The sequence below is a fragment of the Pseudarthrobacter sp. RHLT1-30-1 genome, assembly GCF_059383415.1.
Genome location: NZ_JBWZCG010000019.1, coordinates 60,300 through 85,773 on the forward strand (window position 1 = coordinate 60,300; position 25,474 = coordinate 85,773).

Genomic DNA, 25,474 nt, shown 5'->3' on the forward strand with positions numbered 1-25,474 from the left:
CGCCCGCCGCTGCCGGACCGGTTATTCCAGCCTCGCAGCTCGCAGAATTCCTGACAAGATTCACAACTTGATCCTTCCGTAGTCCCCGTCCGGCAGGGGGTTACCGCCGCCGATCCGGGATCTGCGCCAGCGGGTAGCTGGCCGCCCGCGGGACGCCGGTCCTTGTGGACTATGTCGCGGGTCACATTCCAGAGGAAACTATCACATAAGCCCAGCCGCCCCACGCCGGTTCCTCCGGCGTTCCGCGCGTCGGGTACCAGATCGTTATGGAGAAGTCCCGCGAATTGATTTGGTCCGGTCAGCCGGGCCCGGCGCAGCCGGGATGCGGGGTGCTAGGCCCCGCGCGCGACGCGCGAGACGAGCTCGCGCCAGGACGCGGCGAGCCGCTCAGGGGCAACCCCGTGCACCCGGACGGCGTGCAGGATCCGTTCAGGCTCCAGGACGGCGCTCAGCGACGTGGCCATCAGCCAGGGGTCCGCCGTCACGCCTGCCCCCCGCAGCAGCATCTCCAGATGGCGGTGCCACAACACGGCAGCCGGGACGTCAAACCGGTTGTAGGCCGAGACGTCTGCGGCACGCGCCAGCTCACCGAATTCCAGCACCCAGGCGATGCGCTCCCCGCCGAACGCGATGAGCCGCTCCAGGGGCGGGGCGCCGGGGCCCAGCGGCGGCGGGCCGAAGATGAAGCGCCCCTGGAACTCGGCCTCGGCGTCGCTGAGCAGCGTCATCATCAGTCCCGCCCGGCTGCCGAAGCGGCGGAACACCGTTCCCTTCCCCACACCGGCCCGGTCCGCCAGCGTGGCCATGGTCAGACCGTCCGCGCCACATTCGTCGATGAGCTCGCGGGCAGCCCGGAGCAGCAGCTCGCGGTTGCGGGCGGCGTCGCGGCGCTCAGGCTCCATGGCCGGGCGGATTGGGATCAAGCTCACACCGCACAGTCTAGCTCCGCGGAAATAGAACCGGACCGCGGTCCGTTTAGATCTGTGAAGGCCGGCAAAGCCTCCATAATCAGCCAGCCGCAGCACCGTCTGCGGCGCGACACTTAGGAGTACACATGTCCAAGAACACCGTTCTCACCCTGGTCGGCAGTCTGCGCGCCGACTCCACCAACCAGAAGCTCGCCGAAGCGATCCAGCTCAACGCCCCCGAGCGCGTTGAGGTTCTCATCCACGAGACCCTGGGCAACATCCCGTTCTACAACGAGGACATCGACGTCGAGGGCCAGGTCCCCGCCGCGGCAGCTGCCCTGCGTGCCGCCGCCAACGACGCCGACACCCTGCTCCTGGTCACCCCGGAGCACAACGGCACCGTCCCCGCCTCGCTGAAGAACGCCATCGACTGGCTCTCCCGCCCGTACGGCGCCGGCGCCCTCTCCGGCAAGCCCACCGCCGTCGTCGGCACCGCCTTCGGCCAGTTCGGCGGAGTCTGGGCCCAGGACGAGGCCCGCAAGGCCGTCGGCATTGCCGGCGCCCAGGTCCTCGAGGACGTCAAGCTCGCCGTCCCGGGCTCCATGGTCCGCTTCGCCGAGGTCCACCCCAAGGACGACGCCGAGGTTGTCGAGCAGATCAAGGGCGTCTTCGCCGCACTGGAAGAATCCCGCACGGTCGCCGCAGCATAGTTTCCGCCTTACACCGAACACCCCCGGCGCGCCTCAGCGGCCGGGGGTGTTCTGCGTCCCGGCAGCACACCGTCCCGCGGCCTTCGCCCCGGTTCGCGACTTCCGCCCCGGTTCGCGACTTCCGCGCCGGTACGCGGCTTCAGCGCGGAGCCGCAGTTCCCCGCCGAGTCACGATTCCCGCGGCGAGTCACGATTCCCGCGCCCGTTTCAGACAGGCGCTACGTGGATCCGCGTGGCGGCTGTCCGTTTCCGCAGCGGATTCCGGCGGACGCCACGGGATGACTCCCCGCGTTCCCCGCGGCGTAGTTTTCCGCGACACAGGAACGCGCCGGACCCTTTACAGCAGCCGGGCTAGCTGCCTTGGGAGTGTCTTTGCTGGTTTTGGATACAAAGGTTTTCTATATGACAACACGGGTTGTAGGCTGGGAGATGTGACCCACGAAACACTTGATTCCGCCGCAGAGGTACTCCCGGCCGAGGCAATTGACGCAATCGAACGCGCGGCTACGTCCGCCCACCGCCACGAGGACCTCTTCTCGGAGCGCGCAGCCAATATCAAGCAATCGGCAGTCCGCGATGTCTTCGACATCTCGATGCGCCCCGGCCTCGTCTCGCTGGCGGGCGGCAGCCCCTACCTCCAGTCCCTACCGCTCGACCGGCTCGGTCAGACCGCCGCAAAGATCATCGCCGAACAGGGCCTGACCGCATTGCAATACGGCGGCGGACAGGGCACCGAGGAACTCCGCACGCAGGTCTGCGAGGTGATGGCCGCAGAAGGCATCCTGGACGCCAAGCCCGAGAACGTTGTGATCACCGCAGGCTCACAATCGGCGCAGGATGTCGCAACGAAGGTCTTCTGCAACCCCGGCGACGTGGTGCTGGTCGAGGACCCCACCTATGTCGGCGCGCTCAACACCTTCGAGGCGTACCAGGTCGAAGTCGCCACCGTGCCGATGGACGGCGACGGCATCATCCCGGACCTGCTCGAGGCCAGGATCGCCGCTCTGCAGACGGCCGGTAAGAACATCAAGTTCCTCTACACCATCCCGAGTTTCAACAACCCCTCGGGCATCACCCTTTCCGTGGAGCGGCGTCAGCACGTCGTTGATATATGCCGCAATGCGAATATTTTGGTGCTGGAGGACAACCCCTACGGGCTGCTCCGTTTCGACGGCAAGCCGCTCACCCCCTTGCGAGCTGCCAACCCCAACGACGTGATCTACATGGGATCCTTCTCGAAGATTTTCGCGCCCGGCCTTCGGATCGGCTGGGCATTGGTCCCGGCGCACCTGCAGCGCCGCTATTACCTGGCCTCGGAGGCAGTTACCCTGTGTCCGCCGACGCTCAACCAGATGCTGGTCTCCGCGTACCTGCGCGACTACGACTGGCGGGGCCAGATCGAGACGTACCGGGGGCTCTACAAGGAGCGCTGCGATGCGATGTTGGCCGCCCTTGACGAGTTCATGCCGCCAGGCCTGAGCTGGACCCGTCCGGAGGGAGGGTTCTTCGTCTGGGTCACGCTGCCCGACGGAGTGGACACCTACCCGCTGCTGAAAAAGGCGATAGACGCCGGGGTGGTCTTCATTCCCGGTGCAGCATTTAGCCATTCTGACAATCCGTCCAACAAGATCCGACTGGCCTTCAGCGCCGTTCCGCCGGAGTCCATCCGCGAAGGAGTAAGACGGCTGGCGCCGGTCCTTCGCGATGCCATCGCGGCGCTGTAGCCTAAGTCATTGGTGCATGGCCGAAGACGTTCGTCGAGCTCAAGGAGCATTTCATGACCGGAATTATTGTTGTCGGCGTTGACGGCAGCGAGACTGCCCTGAAGGCCGCGCACACCGCACGCGACCTGGCCGCCTCGCTCGGCGCCACCCTGCATGTGGTCAGCGCGTTCGACAGCGACAGGACCGAGGTCTACGGCAGCGGCAGCGACAAGTGGATTGTTTCGGACGCCGGAGACGCCGAAAAGGTTGCCCGGACCGTCGCGGACAGTCTCCGGACGCCGGCACTGCACGTTACCTATGCCGCTGCCCGCGGCAAGCCGGCCGAGGCACTGATTGACGAGGCGGCACGCTCCGGCGCCCAGCTGATCGTGGTCGGGAACCGGAGGATGCAGGGACTCGGCCGGGTGCTCGGCAGCGTTGCGAACTCCGTGGCCCACAACGCCCCGTGCGACGTGTACATCGCGAAGACCGACGCTTCAGATTAGGCGCTTCGCCGGAGCGCCCCGGGCCCCGGGGCGCTGCGGCACCGGAGCGCCACAGCCGCTCAGCCCCTCAGCCCCTCAGCCCCTCAGCCCCTGCTGTTGAGGGCGATGTGCACCACGGATAGGATGAGCAGGTTTCGGGTGCGCTCGAACAGGACACCGAACGCCAGCCCGAAGAGTGACTGGTGAACGATGGTGCTGGCGATGGCCGGCACCAGCCCGGCATGACCGGTGCCGGTGAAGCCCAGGCGAAGATGCCAGAAGCCGAAGAGCAGCGCCTGAAGCATCAGCGCCCACCCCGTCCCCGCCAGCAGGCGCAGCCGCGTCTGCAGCACGCCCCTGAAGAGGAACTCCTCAAAGAAGCCGTTCTGGATAAAATTTGATCCGAAGTGTCCCAGCAGCCTGAGAACCGTCGACTGCCCGGTGGCCAGGACAAAAACGAACCAGGCAAACGGCACCGCGCAGCAGATGAGCAGCGCCCGACCCACCCGGTGGCCCGGCCCGAAACCCAGGCCGGGCAGACGGGCCCCCGCGAGCAGCAGCAGCACCAGCGGGATCGCGACGTACGTCACCGCCGGATGACACGGTGCTCCGCCGCAGTTGGCCGCTGCCCTGGTCAGCGGAGGAACTGCCGCAGTGCATCGCCCATTTCCCGGGAATGTGTCCAGTGCAGGTAGTGATCGCCCGGGAGCACGACGAGCTGGGATCGTTCCAGCGACTTAAGCTGCTCCGCGTGGACGGGATGCCACTCCGCGTTGGCGTTGACGAGCTGTTGGGACAGGAACGCCAGCACGGGAAGATCCACCGGATAGCCCAGTTCGGACACCGCCGCGAAGTTATCCGCCATCTTGTTGTTCTCGTCGATGACCGCCTGGTTGGCATAATTCCAGACCGTCATCGACCGGATCTCGTCGGTCGCTGTCTCCGGATACACCCCGGCAGGGGCGGCCGGTGCGGCGATGGCAGGATTCAGGGCCGTCACCCAGCGCACCCATCCGCTGACCGACAGGAGCCGTTCCCACGGACTTCTACGCGGTGCCAGGGCGAAGTCCTTGGGTACCGTCGCGTCGATCGTCACGAGGGCCGAGACCTCACCTGGGAAGCGATTGATGTAATCCAGGCTGTAGATTCCGGCCAGCGAGTGGGCCATCAGCACGTACGGCCCCTGGATTTTCAGCCCCGCCAGGGTGCCGTGGAGCTCGGTCGAGATGTTCTCGACGGTGCGGGCTGTGACATCCAGGTCGCTGTAGCCGTAACCGAACCGCTCGATGACGACGACGGTGAAGTCGTCGTCCAGCTCATCGATAAGTGGTTTGAAGTCCAGCGCCGGAGACGCCGCACCATAGCCGCCGAGCAGCACGAGGGTCCGGTCCGAGTCCCCTGCCACAAGTACGTTGACCTCGCCGCCGCCAATGCTCACTTTCTCGCCGTAAGGAAGGGTGTTCGCCCTCTCGAGCACACCCATGCCCAGATTGGTCACCGCGGACGCCGCAACCAGCACGACCAGCGCGAGCGCAACGGCACCGAGAACCCGCATCGCCCCGCGCATTCCGCCAGCCAGGTTCGTCGGAGCAGAGGAAGTCTTCATGGACTGGGGCCACTTTCACTAAGACGCGCCGGTCCGGACGTCGGCTGGTCCCAACCTAGTCGACGACTCCACGCCGGCGCTGTGGCGTGCACCACCCTGAGCGGGCTTCCTGGTTCGTCGAAGCGCCTACGGGCCCCGTTCGTTGTGGTTCGGGGCCCGCGGGCTCAGGCCTGCCCCGCGGCCGCTCCTGCAGTTTTCAGCATCCGCCGCAGGATCTTGCCGGAGGAGGACTTCGGCACCGCGTCGATGAATTCCACCCGCCGGATCTTCTTGAAGGGCGCCACTTTGGCGGCCACGTAGTCCATCACCGCGGCCTCGTCGAGCCGCTCGCCGTCGTCACCTGGCTGGCGCACTACGAACGCCATCGGAACTTCCTGGCCATCGGCATCGGAGGTTCCGATCACCGCGGCGTCGGCGATGCCCGGGTGGGTGAGGAGCAGCGCCTCGAGCTCTGCCGGTGCGATCTGATATCCCTTGTACTTGATCAGTTCCTTGAGTCGGTCCACGATTGTCACCACACCGTCGGCGCGCACGGTGGCAATGTCCCCGGTGCGCAGGAAACCGTCTGCATCGAGGGTGTCCGCCGTTTCCTCGGGCCGGTTGAGATAGCCCAGCATTACGTTCGGTCCGCGGCACAGGAGGTGTCCGGGCGCGCTGGTCCCCTCGTCCGGGAGGTCGATTTCCTCCCCGGTGGCAGGATCCAGCAGCCGGCAGTCCATGTTGGGGACGGTGAATCCGACCGAGCTGACGGGAGGCTCGGTGGCGTCGAGGGGAATCAGGTGGGACACCGGGCTCATCTCGGTCATGCCGTAGCCCTGCAGCACCCGGCAGCCGAGGCGTTCGGCCAGCCTGCTGCCCAGTTCGCCGTCGAGCGGCGCGGCACCGGACAGGGTGGTGTGCACGGAGCTGAGGTCGTATTCGGCAACCAGCGGGTGCTTGGCGAGGGCCACAGCAACCGGCGGGGCGATGAACAGATAGCTGCATTTCTGGTCCTGGATGATCCGCAGGAACTCGGCCAGGTCAAATTTCGGCATGGTGACCAGGCAGGCACGCTGGCGCAGGGCGAGATTCAGCAGCACGGTCAGTCCATAGATGTGGAAGAACGGCAGCAGTGCCAGCAGCCGGTCGTCCGGGGTGACCTTGAGCAGCCCGCGGGACTGCTCCGCGTTGGCCACGAGGTTCCGGTGGCTGAGCATGACGCCCTTGGGCCGGCCGGTGGTTCCGGAGGAGTAGGGCAGCACGGCCACGTGCGTAGCCGGATCGAAGCTGACGATCGGGGCCGGGGCGCCGGCACTGAGCAGGTCCTGCAGCGAGGGGTGGCCGGCGGTGCCGTCGAGGACGACGAGCCGGTCGGCCGGGATTCCGGCCTGCGCCGCCGCTTCCTGGGCAGCGGGGAGTAGGGCGGAGACTGTGAACAGCCAGTCCGCGCGGGCGTCGTCGAGCTGGAGGGCGATCTCGTCCGCCGTGTACAGGGAGTTGACGGTCGTGACTGTCGCACCGGCGCGCAGCAGTCCGTGGAAAACGACGGCGAACGCCGGGACGTTGGGGCACAGGATGGCTGCGACGCCGTGGAGGCCCAGGCCCCTAGCCGCAACGGCTCCGGCCACGGCATCAATCTGCGTCACCAGGGTCCGGTAGCTGGTCCCCGTGCCGGTAGTGCCGTCGACGACGGCGGTTCGGTCCAGGTCCGCCTCCGCCAGGCCGCCAAAGAGGTAGTCGTACAGGCTGAGGTCAGGAATTTCCACATCGGGGAACGGGCTAGAAAACACGCAACATCTCCTTTGATCCGCGTCCGCACAGCTGGCGGCGGCTTGTGCCACTCTAGTGCCGCCGCGCCCTGCTGGACAGGACCGCGGCCTGGCCGCGTCACCGGCCCAGTGGGCAGCCTCATACGGATTTGAGGCCGCCACGGCAACCACATCTGCTCCATGCGGGTGGACCGCCAGGTCGGCCGGGTTGTCACTTTGCTGGACAACGGTTCCCAGGACAGCACCCCAACGTGATCGCGCCGGGCCTGCGCATGCCCGAGACAACTCGGAGTGTGCTCCGCCGCCGTCGCCGGAATCAACAGCAATCCCGAGATCACCGCTCTGTTGACGGGTTACACGGGACGCTAGCCCTGGCGTCGTCCGCGTTCCCGCCCAGTTGCCGGGGGCATGAACGCAGTTCTGCCACGGCGCAGCGCGGAAATCCGGGGGCGCCGCGTGGTTCGGGCCGAAGCACTCCGGAGCAACTGGGCGGGAGCGTCGCTTCGGGAGTCCGTCCGGGCTCGGCTGGGCTTACGGAACGGGCTGCGGCCTGCGGCTGCGAAGCGGTTTGAAGGACCCGGAGCCTGCGAACCAGCCCGATCCGGCGGCGGTGCCGGGGTGGTCCCTCCCGGTGTCCTCGACTCGACGTCCAATCAGGTGGAACCCGCCGCCGAGAGACAGGAGCGGTTCTCGCTCGGTGACACTGTGTCCGATGACCTCGCCAACGACGATGATGTGGTCGCCGCCGTCGTAAATGTTCCACGGCCGGCATTCGAGAGTGACGGCGTTGCGGGTCAGCACCGGGACGTTGCCGTCCAGGGTCCACTCCGGGTCCTCCTCGGGGGCCTTGCCGGCAAAGTACAGGGCCACCGGCAGCTGTTCGAGGGACAGGATGTTGATGGCGAACGGGGCCCCTTCGAGGTAGCGGGCGGCGCGCGAGCTGCGGGTCAGGGTCACCTGGACCAGCGGCGGGTCCAGGGATACTGCACTGAAGGCGCTGACGGCGGCGCCTTGCGGCGTGCCGTCGTCCGCCCGGGTAGTGACCACCGTGACACCGCTGGCGAATGAACCGAAGGCGTGGCGCAGATCGCGGGGATCAATGGCCCGCCTAACTTCCTGATCCATTGGCCCCTCCAATCTGCTGGTGTTCGGTACGTGGCGTTCGCGTTGTTCGGTGCGTGGCGTTTGTTCAGGGCCGCTGTTCAGTACTTAACTCACCGCTGGGGCGCGCCCTGATTTTGGGCAGGCGGCATCGCCGACGGCGCGTGCTGGCGTGATGCGCGTCGGGCCCCGGGGGGGGGGGGGGGGGGGGGGGGGGCGCCCCTGGGTTTTGGGAGGGCGGCGCCGCAGAGGGTGGGTGCGGGGGGGAGGTGCGGGGGGCCGGGGGGCGTGTGGGTGCCCCCCGGGCCCGACTCGGAGACTTAGTCCTGGGGGTCGAGGATGAAGTTGTAGGTGACCTCGCGGCCCTTGCCGTCGGCGCGCCCGGTCGGGGCGAGGATGAGCTCCGGCTTGACGGCCGAGGCGATGTCGTCGGCGACGTGCTCGTCACCCTGGAAGTACAGCTGGGTGGTGATGAGCTGGTGCTCCGGAGCTGAAACCTTCAGGTGGAGGTGGGCGGGGCGCCACGCGTGCCAGCCGGCTGCGGCGATGAGGGCACCGCAGGCGCCGTCGGTGGGGATCTGGTAGGGCGCGGGCTGCATGGTGTTGATCTGGAAGTTGCCCTGGGCGTCGGCGACGATGGAACCGCGCAGATTCCATTCGGGCAGGCCCGGAGCAAACTGGGAGTAGAAGCCGAGGTCGTCGGCGTGCCACAGTTCGATCAGTGCGCCGGCGAGCGGCTCGCCCGCAACGTTCGTGACCTGGCCCTGGAACAGCAGCGGGGTGCCCGGTTCGTCGTCGCGCATCGGCAGGGTGGCCGGGGTGTTGAGCGTCGGCGCGTCCGGGATGTAGTACGGACCTTCGATGCTGCCCTTGGAGCCGTGGCGGTTGGAGTTGGCGACTTCCTCGACGGAGTGCTCCACCCAGACGTCCAGGAACAGCGGCCATTCGCCGTCCTCACCGACCTGGATCAGCCAGGCCTTGAAGGCGTTGTACTCGTCGTACGTGACCTTCTCGTCGAGGACGATGTCATTGACCGCCTTGACCAGCCGGCCGGCGAGGGCGCTGACGCGCTCCTGGCTGGTGCTGGCGGCGATGTGCTTGTTCTCGCGGAAGCGGGCAGTTGCCCCCGCGCCCGAGGAGGCTGCTGTGGCTTCGGTTTCCAGTGTCATGGTGACTCCCTTGTCAGAAAGAACGATGGTGAAGGCGGGTGCCGGCGGATTCCCGAGTGGCATTTGCGCTGAACGCCGTGCCGCGGATCACATCCGGTGTTGTGTCCACGGTAGGCCCGCAATTGAGCGAAGAGAAATACCTATTTCAACCCTATTGAAAGCTTTTGCATATGAATGCGCTGTGGGGCTCGTCGAGGTGCGCTCCGGCTACTCGACGGCGGAGGGGTGCTTGGCCAGCGGCGTGACCTTGATGTCCATGTAGGGGAAGAGCGGCAGGCCGGAGAGCAGGGTGTGCAGTTCGTCGTTGTCCGCGACGTCGAATACCGAATAGTTGGAATATTCGCCGACGACCCGCCACAAATGCGCCCAGCGGCCATCGCGCTGGAGCTGCTGGGAATACTCCCGTTCCTCGGATTTGATGGCATCTGCCCGTTCTTTGGGCATGTCCAGCGGAATGTTAACGTCCATGCGGACCAGGTACATCATGTGGTTCTCCTTGCTGTGGGGACGGCTGTCAGGCCGGGGTTTGTCAGTCCTGCCGGTATTTCTGCAGTTTGTCGGCGTCGATGGCTGCGCCGACGCCGGGCACGTCACGGACCCGGATGGCGCCGCCGTTGATCTCAAGCGGCTCCGCGAGCAGGTCATCCGTCATGTCCAGGTAGTTGGAGAGCTCGCCGGCCCGACGGGAGCTGGCTTCGAAGGCCGCGCCGAAGGTGACTGTGGCGAGGCTGCCGACCTGGGTGTCGATCTGGTTGCCCATCGTGACGTCGACGCCGAGGCCGACGCAGAGGCCGAGGATCTGCTGGGCCTCAGTGAAGCCGCTGCGTGCGGTCTTGATGCAGATCGCGTTGCTCCCGCCGGAGAGCAGCTCCCGGGAGACGTCGCCGAGTGTGGGCACGCTTTCGTCGCCCACGATCGGGATACTGGAGCTCTGCACGAGCCGGCGCCGGCCCAGCGCCTCCCCGGCATCGCACGGTTCCTCCAGCATGGACAGGCCCAGGCCTTCGGTCCGGCGGAGGACCTCCATGGCCTCGTTCGCCGTCCAGCCGCGGTTGGCGTCGAGATAGATCTCGGTGTCCTCACCGAGCCCCTCGCGCAGGACATGGCAGGCCTCGACGTCGAGGGAGAGCGGCCGCCGTCCGGTCTTGAGCTTGAAGGTGTTGATGCCGTACGTTTCGCGGAACCGGAGCGCTTCGTCCAGCAGCTCGGCGGCCGGTTTGAACCCCAGCATGTGCGAGACCCGCATGCTGTCGGTGAAGCCGCCCAGCAGCTTGTGCACCGGGGTGCCGAGTGAGATTCCGATGACGTCCCAGAGCGCAATGTCCAGCGCTCCCTTGGCTGTGGGGTTGTTGACCGTGCGGCGCAGCAGCTGCTGGACCTTGGAGCGGTCCAGCGGATCCAGCCCGATCAGCTGCGGGGCAAAGACCTTGGTCACAACCGAGATGATCGAATCCTGGGTTTCGCCGTAGGTGTAGGGCCGCGGCGGGGTGTCCGCGACCCCACAGATGCCGGTGTCGGTGTAGATCCGGACCAGCACGTGTTCGGCGGAGGTTACCTCGCCGCTGGCGAACTTCAGCGGCCGCGCGTACGGGATCGAATAGGGGATGGCCTCAATGCGTTCAATTTTCACTGCGGGATTCCTTTTGCGGCGGCTGTGGGCTGTGGTTCTGACGGTGACGGTGCTGGTAGCTCCGGCGGCGGGAGCGGGTGTTGCTGCCGGCCCGGGTCTGCCGAGGGCAGGGAATCAAAGAGCTGCAGGAAGCTGCGCAGCAGGGGCGTCTCGGCGTCGCGGATCCAGGCGACGGCGAGGTCAACCGGCGGCGGGTTGCGCAGCGGGCGGAAGACCACACCCTGGAAGGAGAACATCCGCGACGTCATCGGCACCAGGGCGATGCCGATCCCGGCCGCGACGAGTGAGAGCAGGGTGGAAGTTTCCCGCGCCTCCTGCACCAGCCGGGGCTGGAACCCGGCTTTCCGGCAGACGTCCACGAAAATGCTGCTGACTGCGGAGTAGCTCGGGTAGCCGATGAAGTCCTGGCCGGCGAGCTCCGCCAGTTCCAGGGTCCCTTTTTCGGCCAGCGGCGAATCCGCCGGAAGTGCCGCCACCAGCTGATCCTGTTCGAGCAGTTTGAGGGCGACCGTTCCGGACTTGACGGGCGGCCGGAGGACGGCGACGTCGAGTCTGCCCTCCTCAAGGGCGGACTCCATCTGCGGCGTCAGCATCTCGCCCTGGACGGTGATGCGGAGGCCGGGAAGGGTGCGGCGGGCGGTCTGGACGATGCTGGGCATCAGCCGGTAGGTGGCGGTTCCGGTGAAGCCGACTCGGAGGACGCCGGTGGCGCCGGCACCGACCTGCCGCACGTCCTCTTCCAGTGCGTCCAGCTCATGCAGCAGCAGCCGTCCGCGGTCCAGCAGGACCTGTCCGGCCGGGGTGAGGTCCACCCTTCGGGTGGTGCGCACCAGCAGGGGGGTGCCGAGTTGTTCCTCCAGCTGGCGGATCTGCTGCGACAGTGGCGGCTGGGCCATGTGCAGCCGGTGGGCTGCCCGGCCAAAATGGCGTTCCTCGGCGACGGCAATGAAGTACTTGAGGTGTCGCGTCTCCATTGAGGCTCCCGGGCAGCTCTGAGCAGGCAGTATGCCGTGCTCACACCAGCTTAGGAGTGTGGATTAGTAAGGGGAAATACCTATTTGTTAGTTATTGGGACGTTTTGCATACCAATGGTGATTTAGTCGAGCAACAGGGCCGGCTCTTCCAGAATCGCTGCGACGTCGGCCATGAACCGCGCCGACAGGTCTCCGTCCACCACGCGGTGGTCGAAGGAGCCGCCGAGGGTGGTGATCCAGCGTGGGATCACCTCACCGTCGAGGACCCAGGGTTTCTGCTTGATCGTGCCAAAAGCCACGATCGCCACCTCGCCGGGGTTGATGATGGGGGTGCCGGTATCGATCCCGAGAGCGCCGATATTGGTGATTGTCAGGGTCCCGCCCTGCATCTGGGCCGGCTGGGTCTTGCCGGCACGGGCAGTGGTGGCGAGGTCATTCAGGGCCAGCGCCAGTTCCTTGAGCGAGAGATCCTGGGCGTTCTTGATGTTCGGGACCATCAGGCCGCGGGGCGTCGCAGCGGCGATTCCGAGGTTCAGAAAGTGTTTGACGTGGATCTCGGCGGAGTCGCTTCCGTCCGGGTTGTCCACCCAGGTCGCGTTGACGCTGGGGTTGCGGGCCGCGGCCCAGATGACGGCCTTGGCAAGGATCAGCAGCGGGGAGACCTTGATACCTTCGAAATCGCGTGACACCTTCAGTCGTTTGACGAACTCCATGGTCCGGCTGGCGTCGACGTCGACGAAGATGCTGACGTGCGGGGCGGCGAAGGCCGACTCGACCATGGCCCGGGCGGTGGCCTTGCGGACCCCCTTGACCGGAATCCGCTCGATCCGCTGCTCCTGCGGTCGGCCGGTCTTGCCCCAGAACGTATCCGCCTGGTCCACCTCGGCGTCGCGCTGCGCCTGGTAACTCACCAGGTCCTCACGGGTGACTTCGCCGCGGGCACCGGTGGGGACCACATCGGCCAGGTCGATACCGAGGTCCCGGGCGATCTTGCGCACGGGCGGCTTGGCAAGGACTCTGCTGACCAGGCCGCTGATGGCGCCGCCAAGCGTGGGCCGCAGGTCGATGTTGTCAGCCGGGGCCGGGCGCTCCGCCTGGGCGACGGCCTCCGGGCTGATCCAGATGTCGTGCGCCTCAACGGGCTCGACCAGCGGAACCGGCCCGGCGGCGGCGCCTGTCGAAACCACCGGCTTCGCTGCCGGGGCGGCCACCCGCCGTCGGCGCTTGACGGCGTCGGCCTTGGGACCGGAGCCCACGAGCGGACCGCCGGCCGGGCCCCCGGCCGGTTCGCCGGCGTCGGCCGTGTCCGGCTCCAGTGTTCCGTACAGCGGAGGCTCGGGGGCCGGAGCGGAGCTGGCCGCCGGGGCGGTGGCCGGGCCGGTTGCTGCGCCGGATGGCGCCGCGTCGCTGACGCTGATGATCGGGGTTCCGACGTCGACTGTCAGGCCCTCAGGGACGAGCAGTTCGGTGACGGTTCCGGCGAACGGGGACGGCAGTTCGACGAGGGACTTTGCCGTCTCGATTTCGCACAGGACATCATTGATGGCCACCGTGTCGCCGGGTTTGACCTTCCAGGCGACGATTTCGGCCTCGGTCAGCCCTTCGCCCACGTCGGGGAGGTTGAACTTGTGGAGAGTCATGTTGTCCTTGTTGGGAGAAGGCGCCTCGGCGGAAGCGGTCAGTAGGAAAGGGCGCGGTCCAGTGCTTCAAGGATGCGGTCGATGTCCGGCAGGTAGTCTTCCTCCACCTTGGCCACCGGGTACGGCATGTGGAAGCCGCCGACGCGGATCACGGGCGCCTCGAGCGAGTGGAAGGCACGCTCGCTGATCCGCGCCGCGATTTCGCCGCCGATTCCGCCGAAGGTCGGCGCCTCGTGGGCCACAACCAGCCGGCCCGTCTTACGGACGGAGTCCGTGACGGTGTCGAAATCGATCGGTGAGATGGACCGCAGGTCGATGACCTCGACACTGTGGCCGTCCTCGGCGGCGGCATTGGCGGCCGCCAGGGCCACCGGCACCAGTGGGCCGTAGACCACCACAGTGGCGTCCGTTCCCTCGCGGAGCACGTGGGCCTTGAACGGATCCGCGGAGGCCCCGGGAGACTCCGTGTCGACTTCACCCTTGAGCCAGTAGCGGCGCTTCGGTTCGAAGACGATCACGGGATCCTGGCAGTCGACCGCCTGCTGGATCATCCAGTACGCGTCGTGCGGATTGGACGGGGTGATGATCCGCAGGCCGGCCGTGTGGGCGAACAGCGCCTCCGGGGACTCCGAGTGGTGCTCGATCGAGCCGATGCCGCCGCCATAGGGGATCCGGATGACGACCGGCACGGTCAGGTTGCCGTTGCTGCGGGCGTGCATCTTGGCCAGCTGCGTGGTGATCTGGTTGAAGCCCGGGAACACGAAGCCGTCGAACTGGATTTCACAGACCGGCAGGTAGCCGCGCAGGGACAGCCCGATCGCGGTGCCGATGATGCCGGACTCCGCCAGCGGTGTATCCACCACGCGGTCGGCGCCGAACTCGGCGATCAGGCCGTCGGTGACGCGGTACACGCCGCCCAACGGTCCGATGTCCTCGCCCATCAGCAGCGCCCGGGGGTGGTTGGTCAGGGTCGCGCGGAGGCCTTCATTGATGGCCTTGGCGATGGTCATGGTGGTCATCAGTTGGCCTCCCCTTCTGCCGGGGCCGTGGCGGCAGGTCCTGCCGGTTCTGTTTGTGCCTGCTCCGTAGACGCGTGACCGGCGGACGCCTCCTCGGCGAATCCTGCGCTGTACTCCTCGAACCAGGCCAGCTCCTCGGCCACCAGCGGGTGCGCCTCCACATACGTGTTGGCGAATGCGGTCCGGATGTCCGGAGTTTCGAGATCGTAAGTGGTTTTGCGGACATACGCGGCAAGTTCGTCGCCGTCGGCCCGGACCTGCTCGAAGAAGGCATCGTCGGCCAGCCCCTGGGCGCGGAGGTACTTCTCCAGCCGCTCCAGCGGATCCTTGGCCCGCCACCGGCCTTCCTCGGCGGATTCCCGGTACTTCGTGGGATCGTCGGCCGTGGTGTGGGCACCAACGCGGTAGGTGAATGCCTCGATCAGCACCGGCCCCTCACCCTGGCGGGCCCGTTCCAGCGCCCATTCGGTGACCGCATGGACTGCGATCACGTCGTTTCCGTCCACCCGGATGCCGGGGAAGCCGTAGCCCTTGGCCCGGTTGGCGAGCGGGATGCGGGTCTGCACGGAGCTGGGGACGGAGATGGCCCAGTGGTTGTTCTGGCAGAAGAATACGACGGGGGCCTTGTAGGACGCGGCGAACACCATCGACTCGTGCACATCTCCTTCGGAGCTGGCGCCGTCGCCGAAGTAGACCATCACCGCTGCGTTGGGCTCTGCCGCCTGGCCCGTGGTGCCGTCCGCGATGGCGGCCGAGGCCGCCGATTTCTGGTCGCGCTGGATGCCCATCGCGTAGCCCACCGCGTGCGGGGTCTGGGCCGCGAGGACCAGGGTATACAGGTGGAAGTTGGTGTCCTTGGGGTTCCAGCCGCCGTTCGAGACGCCGCGGAACTGGCGCAGCAGTTCGGCAAGGTCCACGTTGCGGGTCAGGGCGACGCCGTGTTCGCGGTAGGTGGGGAAGATGTAGTCCTGCGGCTGGCTTGCCCTGCCGGAGCCGATCTGGGCGGCCTCCTGGCCGGTGAGCGGCACCCACAGGGCCAGCTGGCCCTGCCGCTGGAGCGCCGTGGCCTCGACGTCAAACCGGCGGATCCTGGCCATGTCGGCATAGAACCCGCGGAGTTTCTCCGGGTCGATCCGCTCGGCGTACTCCGAGAACACGGGATCGGAGCCGAGTGTTCCGTCCGGGGCGAGGAGCTGCACCATCTGCTCGGCAGGATCGCCCAGCCGTGCTTCGGCTTCCGCCTCAAGCCGGTCCTCAATGTCGCTTCCGTCGAACTCGGTAGCGGGCAGATGTGTGGCGCCCATACCGTCTCCTTGCTTGCCGCATCCGAATGCGCCGCAATCGCTGGGATATATGCCGGATCGGTAATACATTCCCTTCCCGGCATATATTTTGGCTTACTCGTCCCTACTTTATCCGCAGCAGGCTGGCCGCGGCCGTCATGTTAAGCGCTAGGAACGCCGGGGCGGTTTTGTATAGATCGCACAGAGTTCCAGGAAGCGTGTGTTGGCCTCCGTCTCGCCGATACTGACCCGCACGCCCTCGTTGGCAAAGGCCCGCACGGAGAGGGCCCGCTCCACCGCCAGGGCGGCGAATTCTGCACTGTCGGCGCCCAGGTCGAGCCACACGAAGTTACCCTGGGCTTCCGGAACGTACCAGCCAAGGTCACGAAGACCGGCGGTAACCCGGTCCCGTTCGTCCACGATGCTTTGTACCCTTTCTACAACCTCGCCGAAGTGTTCCAGCGACGTTACGGCCGCGGATTCGGCTATCTGGGAGACCGCGAAGGGGGTGGCGGCGACGCGCAGGTACTGCGTGAGGTCGGGGTGCGAGACGCTGTAGCCGACCCGCAGCCCCGCCAGGCCGTGGGCCTTTGAAAAGGTCCGGAGGACAACAACGTTGGGGTACTTCCGGTACATTTCGATGCCATCGACGGCGTGCTCGTCGCGGACGAACTCCTGGTAGGCCTCATCGATGACCACCACGACGTCGGCGGGAACCCGCTGAATGAAGCGCTCGGTTTCCTCAGCGGTGAGGATCGGGCCGGTGGGGTTGTTGGGTGTGCACAGCAGGATCATCCGCGTCCGCGCTGTGACTGCCTCTGCCATGGCACTGAGATCGTGTCGGCCGTCGCCGGCCAACGGGATCCGGACGCTCTCGGCTCCGGCCAGGCCCACGGAGATCGGGTACGCCTCGAAGGAGCGCCAGGCGTAGATGACCTCGTCGGGCTTGCCGTCGTCGTTCTGCCCGGCGAACGTGGCCAGCAGCTGGTTCAGGGCCCCGAGGCTTCCGGCTCCGGTGACGATGTCCTCGGCGGGAACATCGAGGAATCCGGCAAGCGCGGCCCGGAGCCTGCTGCTCAGCGGATCGGGGTAGCGGTTGAAGTCGCTTTGCGCCGCGATGGCCAGCTGCACTGCCGGGATCGGGGGGAGCGGGTTTTCGTTGGAGGAAAGTTTGTAGCTGGCCAGGCCCTCGACGGGGACGGGCGGTTTGCCGGCCGCGTAGCGGGGAAGAAGGTCCATCACGGGACGGGGCCGAACGCCCCCTGCCGTGTTCTCTGATGAAGTCATGCCAACCAGCCTACTTCCCGGTCCTGCCACCGGCGGCGGGGTTATGACAGCATGGGCCCATGCGCTCATTCATCGTTCGAGTCATCATCAACGGCCTGGCCCTGGCGTTGGCATGCTGGGTCCTCAGCGGCCTGGACATTTCCACGCCCGGCAACGACACGGCCAGCGTCGTCCTGGGCTACCTGTTCATCGGCTTGATTTTCGGCCTCGTCAACGCCTTCGTCAAGCCGATCGTCAGCGTGCTCTCGTTGCCGATCACCATCCTCACGCTGGGGCTGTTCACGGTGGTCATCAACGCGGCAATGCTCTACCTGACGTCCTGGATCAGCGGCTACACGACGGTGCACTTCACGATTGACAGTTTCTTCTGGACCGCCGTGCTGGCCGCCCTCATTGTCAGTGCTGTATCCCTTGTGGCGAACCGCCTTCCCGTGCTCGAGCGTTAGGACCGACGCCGGCAGCACCTTCCCGCACGGGCCGCGGCCCCGGCGCCTGGGGCTGTCCGGGGTGCGGCGGCATGGCGTCACGCCGCAGGGAGAAGCGGGTGACCGTGGCGGTGCCGCCCGCGCCCACGACGGCGGCCAGTGCAGCAGTCGAAGCCTGGAGTGACGGGTCCGGGCTGGCTGCGGCGATCCTGGCGCTGTCGGCGTAGCGGCCCATCTCGTGGCCCGGTCCGATGCCGGGGCCCAGCCATTCGGGGCCGGGGATCGGACCGGTCGAGGTCACGGTTACCCGGTCTCTAGTGTCCGGGTTGGGCAGCCCGTCCGCCCCTGGCACCCAGTCCTGCTGATGTTCCAGATGCAGGCTGCTGGTGCGGGCAACCGGCTCGATCCCGCCCACCGGCGAACCCGCCGTGAGCACGAACTTCAGATCGTAGTCGGCCAGGAACGCCCTGTCCTGGCTGAGGTTCATGGCATGGATCCCGCCCTGGCTGTAGCCGACTGCGGCCACCTGGTCACCGGATTCGGCGCCCGCCTCGGCCAGCGCCTTGCGGATGGCCGCGGCGGTTTCCGCCGAGCCGTAGCCCAGGCCTTCCGCGATGCCGCCGGTGTCGAAGGGGTTGGTGCCCGGCGGCAGCCCGTCGAGCTGGGTGCCGGGGATGACCACCACCCAGGCGCGGCTGCTGCCCTCCCCCAGCTCGAGGACCTCGATGTCCCCGCTGTTCCGGCCGACGGCCTCGGCCCGCAGCAGCAACCCGGCCGGTGACGCGTCGACCTCCTCGATCCGGGTTTCCCGGCCGACGATCCGGACCGGCCTGGGCCGAAGGAACTCCAGGCCCTGCCCTGCCGTCAACCCGCGGATGGCCGAGCGGACACCGGCCGCCCTTCCCGCGGTAGCCGCTGCCGCGGCGACGCCGGCCACACCTTCCACGCCGGCCGGGAGGCCCAGAAGGAGCGCCAGCCTCGTTGGCGCCTGGGCGATCTCGTCCTGCACCGTGTCGCGCACGGTGATGGGAGGCAGCCCGACCAGTCCCCACAAAGGCCAAAACCCGGGACCGGTCCGGGCGATCCGCAGCAGCAGGGTGTTCCTGGTTTCGGCGGACTCGTACTCGTGATGGCTCGCCCGGACCTCGTTGCAGAGGCGTTCAAGCTCCATCCGGACGCGGCCGACGGCGCGGCTCCCCTCCCCGACGGCGATAATCGCCTGGCTGCCACTGGAGTACGCGTCGAACTGGTAGGGGAACAGGGCGCGACGCACGCCGTCGGTCTCCGCCTCCACGGATGCCAACTCCCGGACGACTCCTTCCAGGACCGCAACTCCGGCCAGCAATTCCTCGAACTGGAAGCTGAGTCCGCCCACTCCCCCGCGGATCGTTAGCCCGTCCACAGGAGCGGCGGACACCGGCGCTCCCCCGGTGCCGGCTGGCGAGGCCTCTGCCATCAGTAGTCCGGCCGTCCAGAGGATACGGCCACGAACTGGGCGTGCCGGAGCACCGCGGCAACAGCCTCCTGTAAGGCCGTTCGGCTGCGACTCAGGGTTGCCGCCTGCAGCGACAGCGACGTCCGGTACGCCCTGCCGGCCGGGGACTCCCAGCTCTGCAGTTCCGTTCGGACGAGCTGCGCCAGGACGGCGTCGGTGCGGTCTGCGCAGGCGGCCAGACGGGCAGCCAGCTGCTGGACTTCGTAGCAGCGCGAGGCGCAGGCGGCGGCGTCGGAGGCCAGCAGGGGGCCCGCTGGCGCACTGCCGCCGCCCGCATTGCCGCCGGCCGTGCTGTTTCCGACGGAGCTGTTTCCGGCGGGTCTGTTTCCGGCGGAGCTGCTGCCGGTGCTGGTGCTGCTGCCCGAGCCCATACCTCCGACGCTAGGGAACCCTGCGGACGGACTGAAGCTCCCGGTGGAGCCATGTGGACAACCCGGGCAGAAGGGAGGGGCCGAGCAGCTGGAGAAAGGGCCCGGACCCGGCGGACCCCGGCCGGAGGTCACATGGATCGGCGCGCTTAAGGCCCGGCGGCAGTTCGTGAAAGAATCAGCACATGCCTGAAACTGCCGCCACAGCCGATACCCGCACGCCGTCCGGACGCCGGGCCCTCGCCGCGTCCGATCACCAGATCGCGCTCGGCCCGCTTGACGGCCGGTACCAGTCCGCCGTCGCGCCGCTGGTCGACTACCTTTCCGAGGCCGCCCTTAACCGCGACCGGGTCGCCGTCGAGGTTGAATGGCTCATCCACCTGACGGGCAACAACGTGCTGCCCGGTGCCGGAGCGCTGACCGACGAGCAGCAGGAGAAGCTGCGCGCCATCGTCACCGAATTCGACGCCGGCTCCGTGCGCGAACTGGCGGAGATCGAAGCCGTGACGGTGCACGACGTCAAGGCCGTCGAATACTACATCGGCCGCCGCCTGCCTGGCATCGGGATTGAACACCTGACCGCCCTGGTGCACTTCGGCTGCACCTCCGAGGACATCAACAACCTCTCCTACGCCCTGGGCATCAAGGGCGCCGTGGAGGACGTCTGGCTGCCCGCAGCCCGGACGCTGGTCGCACAGATCAGCGCCATGGCCGGGGCCAACCGGGCGGTGCCGATGCTTTCCCGCACGCACGGCCAGCCGGCCACCCCGACCACGCTTGGCAAGGAACTGGCCGTCATCACGCACCGCCTGACCCGCCAGCTGGACCGGATCTCCCGGACCGAATACCTCGGCAAAATCAACGGCGCCACCGGCACCTACGCGGCCCATGTGGCCTCCGTCCCCGGCGCCGACTGGGAGCACGTCGCGAAGGGCTTCGTCGAAGGCCTGGGCCTGAACTGGAACCCGCTGACCACCCAGATCGAAAGCCACGACTGGCAGGCCGAGTTGTACGCCGACGTTGCGCGGTTCAACCGGATCCTGCACAACGTCTGCACGGACATCTGGAGCTACATCTCGATCGGCTACTTTGTCCAGATACCGGTCGAAGGTGCCACCGGTTCCTCCACCATGCCGCACAAAGTCAACCCGATCCGCTTCGAGAACGCCGAGGCCAACCTGGAGATCTCCTCCGGGCTGCTGGATGTCCTGGGCTCCACCCTGGTCACCTCCCGCTGGCAGCGCGACTTGACCGATTCCTCCTCACAGCGCAACATCGGCGTGGCGTTCGGCCACTCACTGCTCGCCATCTCCAACGTGGCCAAGGGACTGGACCGACTGAAGGTCGCGGAGGACGTGCTCGCAGCAGACCTTGACACCAACTGGGAAGTGCTGGGCGAGGCCGTCCAGATGGTCATGCGCGCCGAGGCCATCGCCGGCGTCGAGGGCATGGAAAACCCGTACGAGCGGCTCAAGGACCTGACCCGCGGGCAGCGCGTCGACGCAGCCCGGATGCAGGAGTTCGTCCAGAGCCTGGGGCTGTCCGCCGGCGCCGAAGCCCGGCTGCTGGCGCTCACCCCCGGCAAGTACACCGGCATCGCGGACAAGCTGGTGGACCACCTCGCATGAGGCTGCTGCTCATCCGCCACGGCCAGACGCCCGGAAACGTCCTGGGCCAGCTGGACACCGCGCACCCGGGACCCGGCCTGACCGACCTTGGGGAGCGGCAGGCCGCCGCCCTGGCGCGGTCGCTGGCGAATGAGCAGATCGACTTTCTGTACGCCTCCACGCTGATCCGTACCCAGATCACGGCGCAGCCGCTGGCCAGCCGGCGCGGGCTCGACGTCGGCATTCTCGCGGGCCTGCGGGAAATCGAGGCGGGTTCCCTGGAAAAGCTGACAGACGATGAATCGCACCAGCGCTACTTCGGAACGGTCGCCGCCTGGACCGCCGGGGACCTGGACCGCCGGATGCCGGCCGGGCCCAGCGGCCACGACTTCTTCGACCGGTTTGACGCCGCGATTGCCCGGATTGCGGGCGCAGCCGACGGCACCCCGGGTTCCGGCGCGGTGGCCGTGGTGAGCCACGGCGCCGCCATCAGGGTCTGGGCAGGGCTGCGTGCCGTCAACGTGGAACCTGAGTTCGCAGTCCGCCACGTCATTGCCAACACGGGCATCGTCGCGCTGGAGGGCGATCCCGACGCCGGCTGGCGGCTGATCCACTGGGACGAGAGCTCCGTGGGAGGCCTCCTCCTGGCGGATCCGACGGCGGAGGACCCCACCGGCCGTCCGGCGTAGCGCAACGCTTACCGGCAGGAAACACGGCTGAAACGGCCGGCGCCTAGCCTTGGACTGCATAACCCTTCGGCGAATCGAGGCAGTCATGCAGACCAACCCGCGGCTCAACATCCGTCAGGTCACCTGGGCCAACCCGGTGGGCGCGGATCTCCGCGCCGCCCAGCAGGCCGAACTCGATGCCCGCTTCGGCACCAACGACCACGAACCCGGGCCGCCGCCGTCGGAGGCCGATACGGCAGTGTTCCTGGTCGCCCACGACAAGGCGTCCGGGCAGCCCGTGGGCTGCGGCGGCCTGCGCATTCTCGACTCGCACACGGCGGAAATCAAGAGGCTCTACGTGCTCCCGTACACCCGCGGCTCCGGGGTGGCCAGCTCCATCCTCGCGGCCCTGGAAGCGCATGCCCATTCGCTCGGCATCACCTCCATCACCGCGGAGGCCGGCTCGGTGCAGACGGACGGCCGGCAGTTCTACGAGAGCTCCGGCTTTGCCCCGGTGCCGAACTTCGGGCCGTACATCGGGGTGGAGCATTCCTCCTGCTACGCGAAGGAAATCGACTCGCACAGCGCAGCGCACACCGCCATGGCCTGACGGTCAGCGTTCGACGCCGGCACCGCCGCCGCGGCTGCCGGCCAGCCGCAGCAGCCGGTCGCGCAGCGGCTGGGCACCCTCCGCGAGTGCCAGCCGTGCCATCGCGGAGGACGCCACGCGCAACACTTGGCTCCGCAGCAGTCTCCGCCGGTTGTACGCCTGCAGGGCCTCCGCGACCGGGCGGGTGTTGAGCAGTTCCGCGAGCGTGACGGCGTCGATCAGCGCTTCGCAGGCGCCGCGGCCCAGGTTAGGGGTCATGCCGTGCGCCGCGTCGCCCACCAGCACCGCGCGGTCCCGCTGGTAGCTGCCCGGCCAGGGCACCGTCCAGACCCGTTGCGCCAGCGTCTCCGCGGGCGTCGCGGCGGCCAGGACCTGGTCTATGCCGGCAGCCCCGCCGGAAAAACGCGCGCGCGTGCGGTCCAGGGCTTCCTCGACGTCGATGCCGCCGGGCCCCAGCGCCGCGCGGTACGAGGCGTACCAGTACGTCCGGTCCCGCGACGCGGGTGCGATGCCGAACAACTGCCCGCGGCCCCAGTATTCACCGGCGCGGCCGGGCGGGACCGGCTGGTCGATGATGCCGCGCAGCGCAAGATAGGGGCTGGGCCTGGCCCTGGTGCGGTCGCCCCAGACGCTCCTGCGGACAATGCTGTGCACCCCGTCGGCGCCGACTACAAGGCCAGAACCCGGCAGTGCCACCACCTGGCCGTGGACCCGGACAACCGAGGCGGGCACCGCCGCGTCCAGCAGCCGGAGCAGATCCGCACGTGACACCCCGACGATGCCTGATGCCCCGGCCGTCAACAATACGTTCCCGGCACCGTCCCGCAGGGCCATGCCTCCGAAGACCGATCCGGCCGCACGGACCGCCGGGAGAATGCCCACCACGGCCAGGGCCCGCTGGGCTTCCGGCCACAGTGCCAGCGACGTCTCCACCGGCGGCGGCTCAGCGCGGCGCTCGTGGACGGTCACCGCAAAGCGTCCGGGGTCAAGGCAGGCGGCCAGCGCCAGCCCGGCGATGCCGCCGCCGATGACCGAGAGAGCGTCCATGCCCAGAGTCTACGGCCGGTGCGGGCGCAGGGCTCGGCGGAGCATGGGGCACGGCCGGTGGGGCAGGGCAGTTGGGGCAGGGCAGCGGCAGTGCCGCCGCCGTCACACAGCGTCCGGCGCGCCGGTGTCGGCTAATCTCGCACTATGGAAAAGGCAGACATCACCTTCCGCACCCGAAAGTGGGTGCGGCCCGAAGACCTCAACGCGAACGGCACGCTGTTCGGCGGGAGCCTGCTGAAATGGATCGACGAGGAAGCCGCGATCTACGCCATCCTGCAGCTTGGCAACGGCCGGGCCGTGACCAAGTACATTTCCGAAATCAACTTCGTCAGCTCGGCCCTCCAGGGTGACCTGATCGAGATGGGACTGACCGCCACCCGCTTCGGCCGGACATCCCTCACCATGCGCGCCGAGGTCCGGAACATGATCACCCGGCAGAGCATCCTCACGATCGAGGAAATCGTTTTTGTGAACCTCGATCCGCACGGCAAGCCCGCACCCCACGGCTACACCGAGATCACCTATGACCGGGACCGGATCCCGACGCACCACCTGACGGAGACACTCGCGGAGGACTAAGTTCCAGCCGGTTCGACGACCGTGGCCGATATTCACGGCCCGTTAAGACGGGGGAAGCCAGCTGTTGAGGCAGGTCGACCAGACTCGAGGCCCCACTCCGAGTTATTTAGTCGATTTGATGGCCATTGAGCGCGGAACCGGATCCTGCCGCTATAGGCTGGCCGGACGTTGACCTCTGGTCCCATTCAGAAATGAGTCTCCCTCGTGCACAGATTGAAAATTCTGGTCGCCGGCATTGTCGCCGCCTCCCTTCTTTCCGGTTGCGGTGCGGGCGCCGCAACCCCCGCACCGTCCGAAACCGCCCCCGGCACCGCCGCCGTCGCCCCGTCCGGGCCTCCCTCCGGCGAAACACTCATTGTCTATACCAATTCCAACGGTGAGGGCCGCGGCGAATGGCTCACGCAGCAGGCAGCGGCGGCCGGCTTCAAAATCGAAGTCGTGGGTGCGGGCGGCGCCGATGCCACCAACAAACTGATTGCCGAGAAGAACAACCCGATCGCCGACGTCGCGTTCGGGCTGAACAACATGTACTTCGAGCAGATTAAGGCAGCCGGCGCGATCGAGCCGATCACCCCGTCCTGGTCAGCCGACGTCGACCCCGCCAAGGGCGACAAGGGGGCCAACAAGGCCTACTGGCCGCTGGTCCAGCAGGCCATCCTGCTCGGCTACAACACAGATAAGTTCAGCAAGGACGAGGCCCCCAAGGACTGGACCGACCTGTGGACGCAGGACAAATTCAAGTCCCGCTATGAGCGCGTTACCGGCCTCGGAACCGCGACCGCACAGCTGGTATTCGCCAGCATCCTGACCCGGTACAAGGACGACAGCGGCGAGCTGGGGATCTCGGAGGAGGGCTGGAAGCAGATCGAAGGATATTTCAAGAACGGCACCCCGGCCGTTGCCAAGACCGACCTCTTCGCCCGCATCGCCTCGGGCGACACCGACATGGGCCAAATGCCGTCCTCGATCATCACCGAGCGTGAGAACTCCTTTAAGGTCAACGTTGAGACGGTCATGCCGTCAGTCGGAGTCCCCCTGGCCATTGAGCAGGTTGCCCTGGTCAAGGGCACGGACAAAAAGGATGAGGCCTTGAAGTTCATCGACTGGTTCGGCAGCGCCGAGACCCAGGGCGCGTGGGCGCAGCAGTTCAATTCCATGCCGGTCAACAAGGCAGCCGTTGCCAAGGCCAAGCCGGAGGTCGTCGAGTTCTTCAACACGCTCAAGCAGCAGGACATCGACTGGACGTTCGTCCAGGCGAACATGGGTGCCTGGGTGGAAAAGATCGAACTGGAATACATGAGCTAAGGGGTGCGGCGCCGGGGGGGGGGGGGGGGGGGGGGGGGGGGGGGGGGGGGGGGGGGAGATGCGAGCTAAACAAACACAAAAAAAAAAAAAAAAAAAAGAGAAATCAG

25 protein-coding genes are annotated in these 25,474 nt (G+C 67.3%); 9 read left to right on the forward strand and 16 right to left on the reverse strand.

Annotated features, from left to right (window positions below; genetic code table 11):
• Positions 1–332: 332 nt before the first annotated feature.
• Positions 333–929, reverse strand: coding sequence for a TetR/AcrR family transcriptional regulator (locus tag AC50YM_RS14160; RefSeq protein ID WP_494957589.1), 597 nt, complete (start codon positions 927–929; stop codon positions 333–335).
• Positions 930–1,054: 125 nt separating this feature from the next.
• Here AC50YM_RS14160 and AC50YM_RS14165 point away from each other — a divergent pair, with 125 nt between their 5' ends.
• From AC50YM_RS14165 to AC50YM_RS14175, 3 genes are all read left to right on the forward strand, one after another.
• The gene (locus AC50YM_RS14165; protein ID WP_494957590.1) at positions 1,055–1,618 is read left to right on the forward strand and encodes an NAD(P)H-dependent oxidoreductase; all 564 of its coding nucleotides are present in this window, start codon (positions 1,055–1,057) and stop codon (positions 1,616–1,618) included.
• 431 nt (positions 1,619–2,049) lie between these two features.
• Entirely contained in the window at positions 2,050–3,342 is a 1,293-nt protein-coding gene (locus AC50YM_RS14170; RefSeq protein WP_494957591.1) for an aminotransferase-like domain-containing protein, read from the forward strand.
• 53 nt (positions 3,343–3,395) lie between these two features.
• Positions 3,396–3,827: a universal stress protein gene (locus AC50YM_RS14175; RefSeq protein ID WP_494957592.1), complete on the forward strand. Its 432-nt coding sequence runs from the start codon at positions 3,396–3,398 to the stop codon at positions 3,825–3,827.
• A gap of 83 nt (positions 3,828–3,910) precedes the next feature.
• Here the strand turns inward: AC50YM_RS14175 and AC50YM_RS14180 are convergent, their stop codons facing one another.
• From AC50YM_RS14180 to AC50YM_RS14235, 12 genes are all read right to left on the reverse strand, one after another.
• Complete coding sequence (locus AC50YM_RS14180) at positions 3,911–4,396, reverse strand: CPBP family intramembrane glutamic endopeptidase (protein WP_494957593.1); 486 nt, start codon at positions 4,394–4,396, stop codon at positions 3,911–3,913.
• 44 nt (positions 4,397–4,440) lie between these two features.
• Positions 4,441–5,412, reverse strand: coding sequence for an alpha/beta fold hydrolase (locus tag AC50YM_RS14185; RefSeq protein WP_494957594.1), 972 nt, complete (start codon positions 5,410–5,412; stop codon positions 4,441–4,443).
• 164 nt (positions 5,413–5,576) lie between these two features.
• A complete protein-coding gene (locus AC50YM_RS14190) occupies positions 5,577–7,181 on the reverse strand; it encodes an AMP-binding protein (protein ID WP_494957595.1) in 1,605 nt (534 codons plus the stop codon).
• Positions 7,182–7,691: 510 nt separating this feature from the next.
• Positions 7,692–8,285: a flavin reductase family protein gene (locus AC50YM_RS14195; protein WP_494957596.1), complete on the reverse strand. Its 594-nt coding sequence runs from the start codon at positions 8,283–8,285 to the stop codon at positions 7,692–7,694.
• A gap of 296 nt (positions 8,286–8,581) precedes the next feature.
• Positions 8,582–9,430 carry a catechol 1,2-dioxygenase gene (gene catA / locus AC50YM_RS14200; RefSeq protein ID WP_494957597.1) on the reverse strand — a complete coding sequence of 283 codons (849 nt, stop codon included), beginning with the start codon at positions 9,428–9,430 and terminating at the stop codon, positions 8,582–8,584.
• A 207-nt stretch (positions 9,431–9,637) separates the two neighbouring features.
• Positions 9,638–9,916, reverse strand: coding sequence for a muconolactone Delta-isomerase (catC, locus tag AC50YM_RS14205; protein ID WP_494893252.1), 279 nt, complete (start codon positions 9,914–9,916; stop codon positions 9,638–9,640).
• Positions 9,917–9,959: 43 nt separating this feature from the next.
• The gene (locus AC50YM_RS14210; protein WP_494957598.1) at positions 9,960–11,060 is read right to left on the reverse strand and encodes a mandelate racemase/muconate lactonizing enzyme family protein; all 1,101 of its coding nucleotides are present in this window, start codon (positions 11,058–11,060) and stop codon (positions 9,960–9,962) included.
• The gene (locus AC50YM_RS14215; protein WP_494957599.1) at positions 11,057–12,034 is read right to left on the reverse strand and encodes a LysR substrate-binding domain-containing protein; all 978 of its coding nucleotides are present in this window, start codon (positions 12,032–12,034) and stop codon (positions 11,057–11,059) included. Before AC50YM_RS14215 ends, AC50YM_RS14210 begins: the two co-directional genes overlap by 4 nt.
• A gap of 122 nt (positions 12,035–12,156) precedes the next feature.
• Complete coding sequence (locus AC50YM_RS14220; protein ID WP_494957600.1) at positions 12,157–13,674, reverse strand: dihydrolipoamide acetyltransferase family protein; 1,518 nt, start codon at positions 13,672–13,674, stop codon at positions 12,157–12,159.
• A 38-nt stretch (positions 13,675–13,712) separates the two neighbouring features.
• Positions 13,713–14,693, reverse strand: coding sequence for an alpha-ketoacid dehydrogenase subunit beta (locus AC50YM_RS14225; protein WP_494957601.1), 981 nt, complete (start codon positions 14,691–14,693; stop codon positions 13,713–13,715).
• On the reverse strand, positions 14,693–15,997 hold the full coding sequence (pdhA, locus tag AC50YM_RS14230; RefSeq protein WP_494957602.1) for a pyruvate dehydrogenase (acetyl-transferring) E1 component subunit alpha: 1,305 nt from the start codon (positions 15,995–15,997) through the stop codon (positions 14,693–14,695). The genes AC50YM_RS14225 and pdhA overlap by 1 nt, the downstream gene beginning before the upstream one ends.
• A gap of 147 nt (positions 15,998–16,144) precedes the next feature.
• A complete protein-coding gene (locus AC50YM_RS14235; RefSeq protein WP_494957603.1) occupies positions 16,145–17,263 on the reverse strand; it encodes a histidinol-phosphate transaminase in 1,119 nt (372 codons plus the stop codon).
• A gap of 59 nt (positions 17,264–17,322) precedes the next feature.
• On the opposite strand from AC50YM_RS14235, the gene AC50YM_RS14240 reads away from it, so the two are divergent.
• The gene (locus AC50YM_RS14240) at positions 17,323–17,709 is read left to right on the forward strand and encodes a phage holin family protein (protein ID WP_494957604.1); all 387 of its coding nucleotides are present in this window, start codon (positions 17,323–17,325) and stop codon (positions 17,707–17,709) included.
• Here the strand turns inward: AC50YM_RS14240 and AC50YM_RS14245 are convergent.
• Both AC50YM_RS14245 and AC50YM_RS14250 read right to left on the reverse strand, forming a co-directional pair.
• Positions 17,660–19,105 carry a hypothetical protein gene (locus AC50YM_RS14245; protein ID WP_494957605.1) on the reverse strand — a complete coding sequence of 482 codons (1,446 nt, stop codon included), beginning with the start codon at positions 19,103–19,105 and terminating at the stop codon, positions 17,660–17,662. The genes AC50YM_RS14240 and AC50YM_RS14245 overlap by 50 nt on opposite strands.
• 38 nt (positions 19,106–19,143) lie before the next feature.
• Positions 19,144–19,554 carry a hypothetical protein gene (locus tag AC50YM_RS14250; RefSeq protein ID WP_494957606.1) on the reverse strand — a complete coding sequence of 137 codons (411 nt, stop codon included), beginning with the start codon at positions 19,552–19,554 and terminating at the stop codon, positions 19,144–19,146.
• Between the two features lie 182 nt (positions 19,555–19,736).
• On the opposite strand from AC50YM_RS14250, the gene purB reads away from it, so the two are divergent.
• The 3 genes from purB to AC50YM_RS14265 all read left to right on the forward strand — a co-directional run bounded on the left by purB (position 19,737) and on the right by AC50YM_RS14265 (position 22,436).
• A complete protein-coding gene (gene purB / locus AC50YM_RS14255) occupies positions 19,737–21,179 on the forward strand; it encodes an adenylosuccinate lyase (RefSeq protein WP_494957607.1) in 1,443 nt (480 codons plus the stop codon).
• A complete protein-coding gene (locus AC50YM_RS14260; RefSeq protein WP_494957608.1) occupies positions 21,176–21,847 on the forward strand; it encodes a histidine phosphatase family protein in 672 nt (223 codons plus the stop codon). Before purB ends, AC50YM_RS14260 begins: the two co-directional genes overlap by 4 nt.
• 85 nt (positions 21,848–21,932) lie before the next feature.
• Positions 21,933–22,436: a GNAT family N-acetyltransferase gene (locus AC50YM_RS14265; protein WP_494957609.1), complete on the forward strand. Its 504-nt coding sequence runs from the start codon at positions 21,933–21,935 to the stop codon at positions 22,434–22,436.
• A gap of 3 nt (positions 22,437–22,439) precedes the next feature.
• Here the strand turns inward: AC50YM_RS14265 and AC50YM_RS14270 are convergent, their stop codons facing one another.
• A complete protein-coding gene (locus AC50YM_RS14270; protein ID WP_494957610.1) occupies positions 22,440–23,483 on the reverse strand; it encodes an FAD-dependent monooxygenase in 1,044 nt (347 codons plus the stop codon).
• A gap of 144 nt (positions 23,484–23,627) precedes the next feature.
• On the opposite strand from AC50YM_RS14270, the gene AC50YM_RS14275 reads away from it, so the two are divergent.
• Positions 23,628–24,062 carry an acyl-CoA thioesterase gene (locus AC50YM_RS14275; protein WP_494957611.1) on the forward strand — a complete coding sequence of 145 codons (435 nt, stop codon included), beginning with the start codon at positions 23,628–23,630 and terminating at the stop codon, positions 24,060–24,062.
• A 204-nt stretch (positions 24,063–24,266) separates the two neighbouring features.
• Positions 24,267–25,367 (forward strand): extracellular solute-binding protein, encoded by a 1,101-nt coding sequence (locus tag AC50YM_RS14280; protein ID WP_494957612.1) that lies wholly within the window; start codon positions 24,267–24,269, stop codon positions 25,365–25,367.
• Positions 25,368–25,474 lie beyond the last annotated feature (107 nt).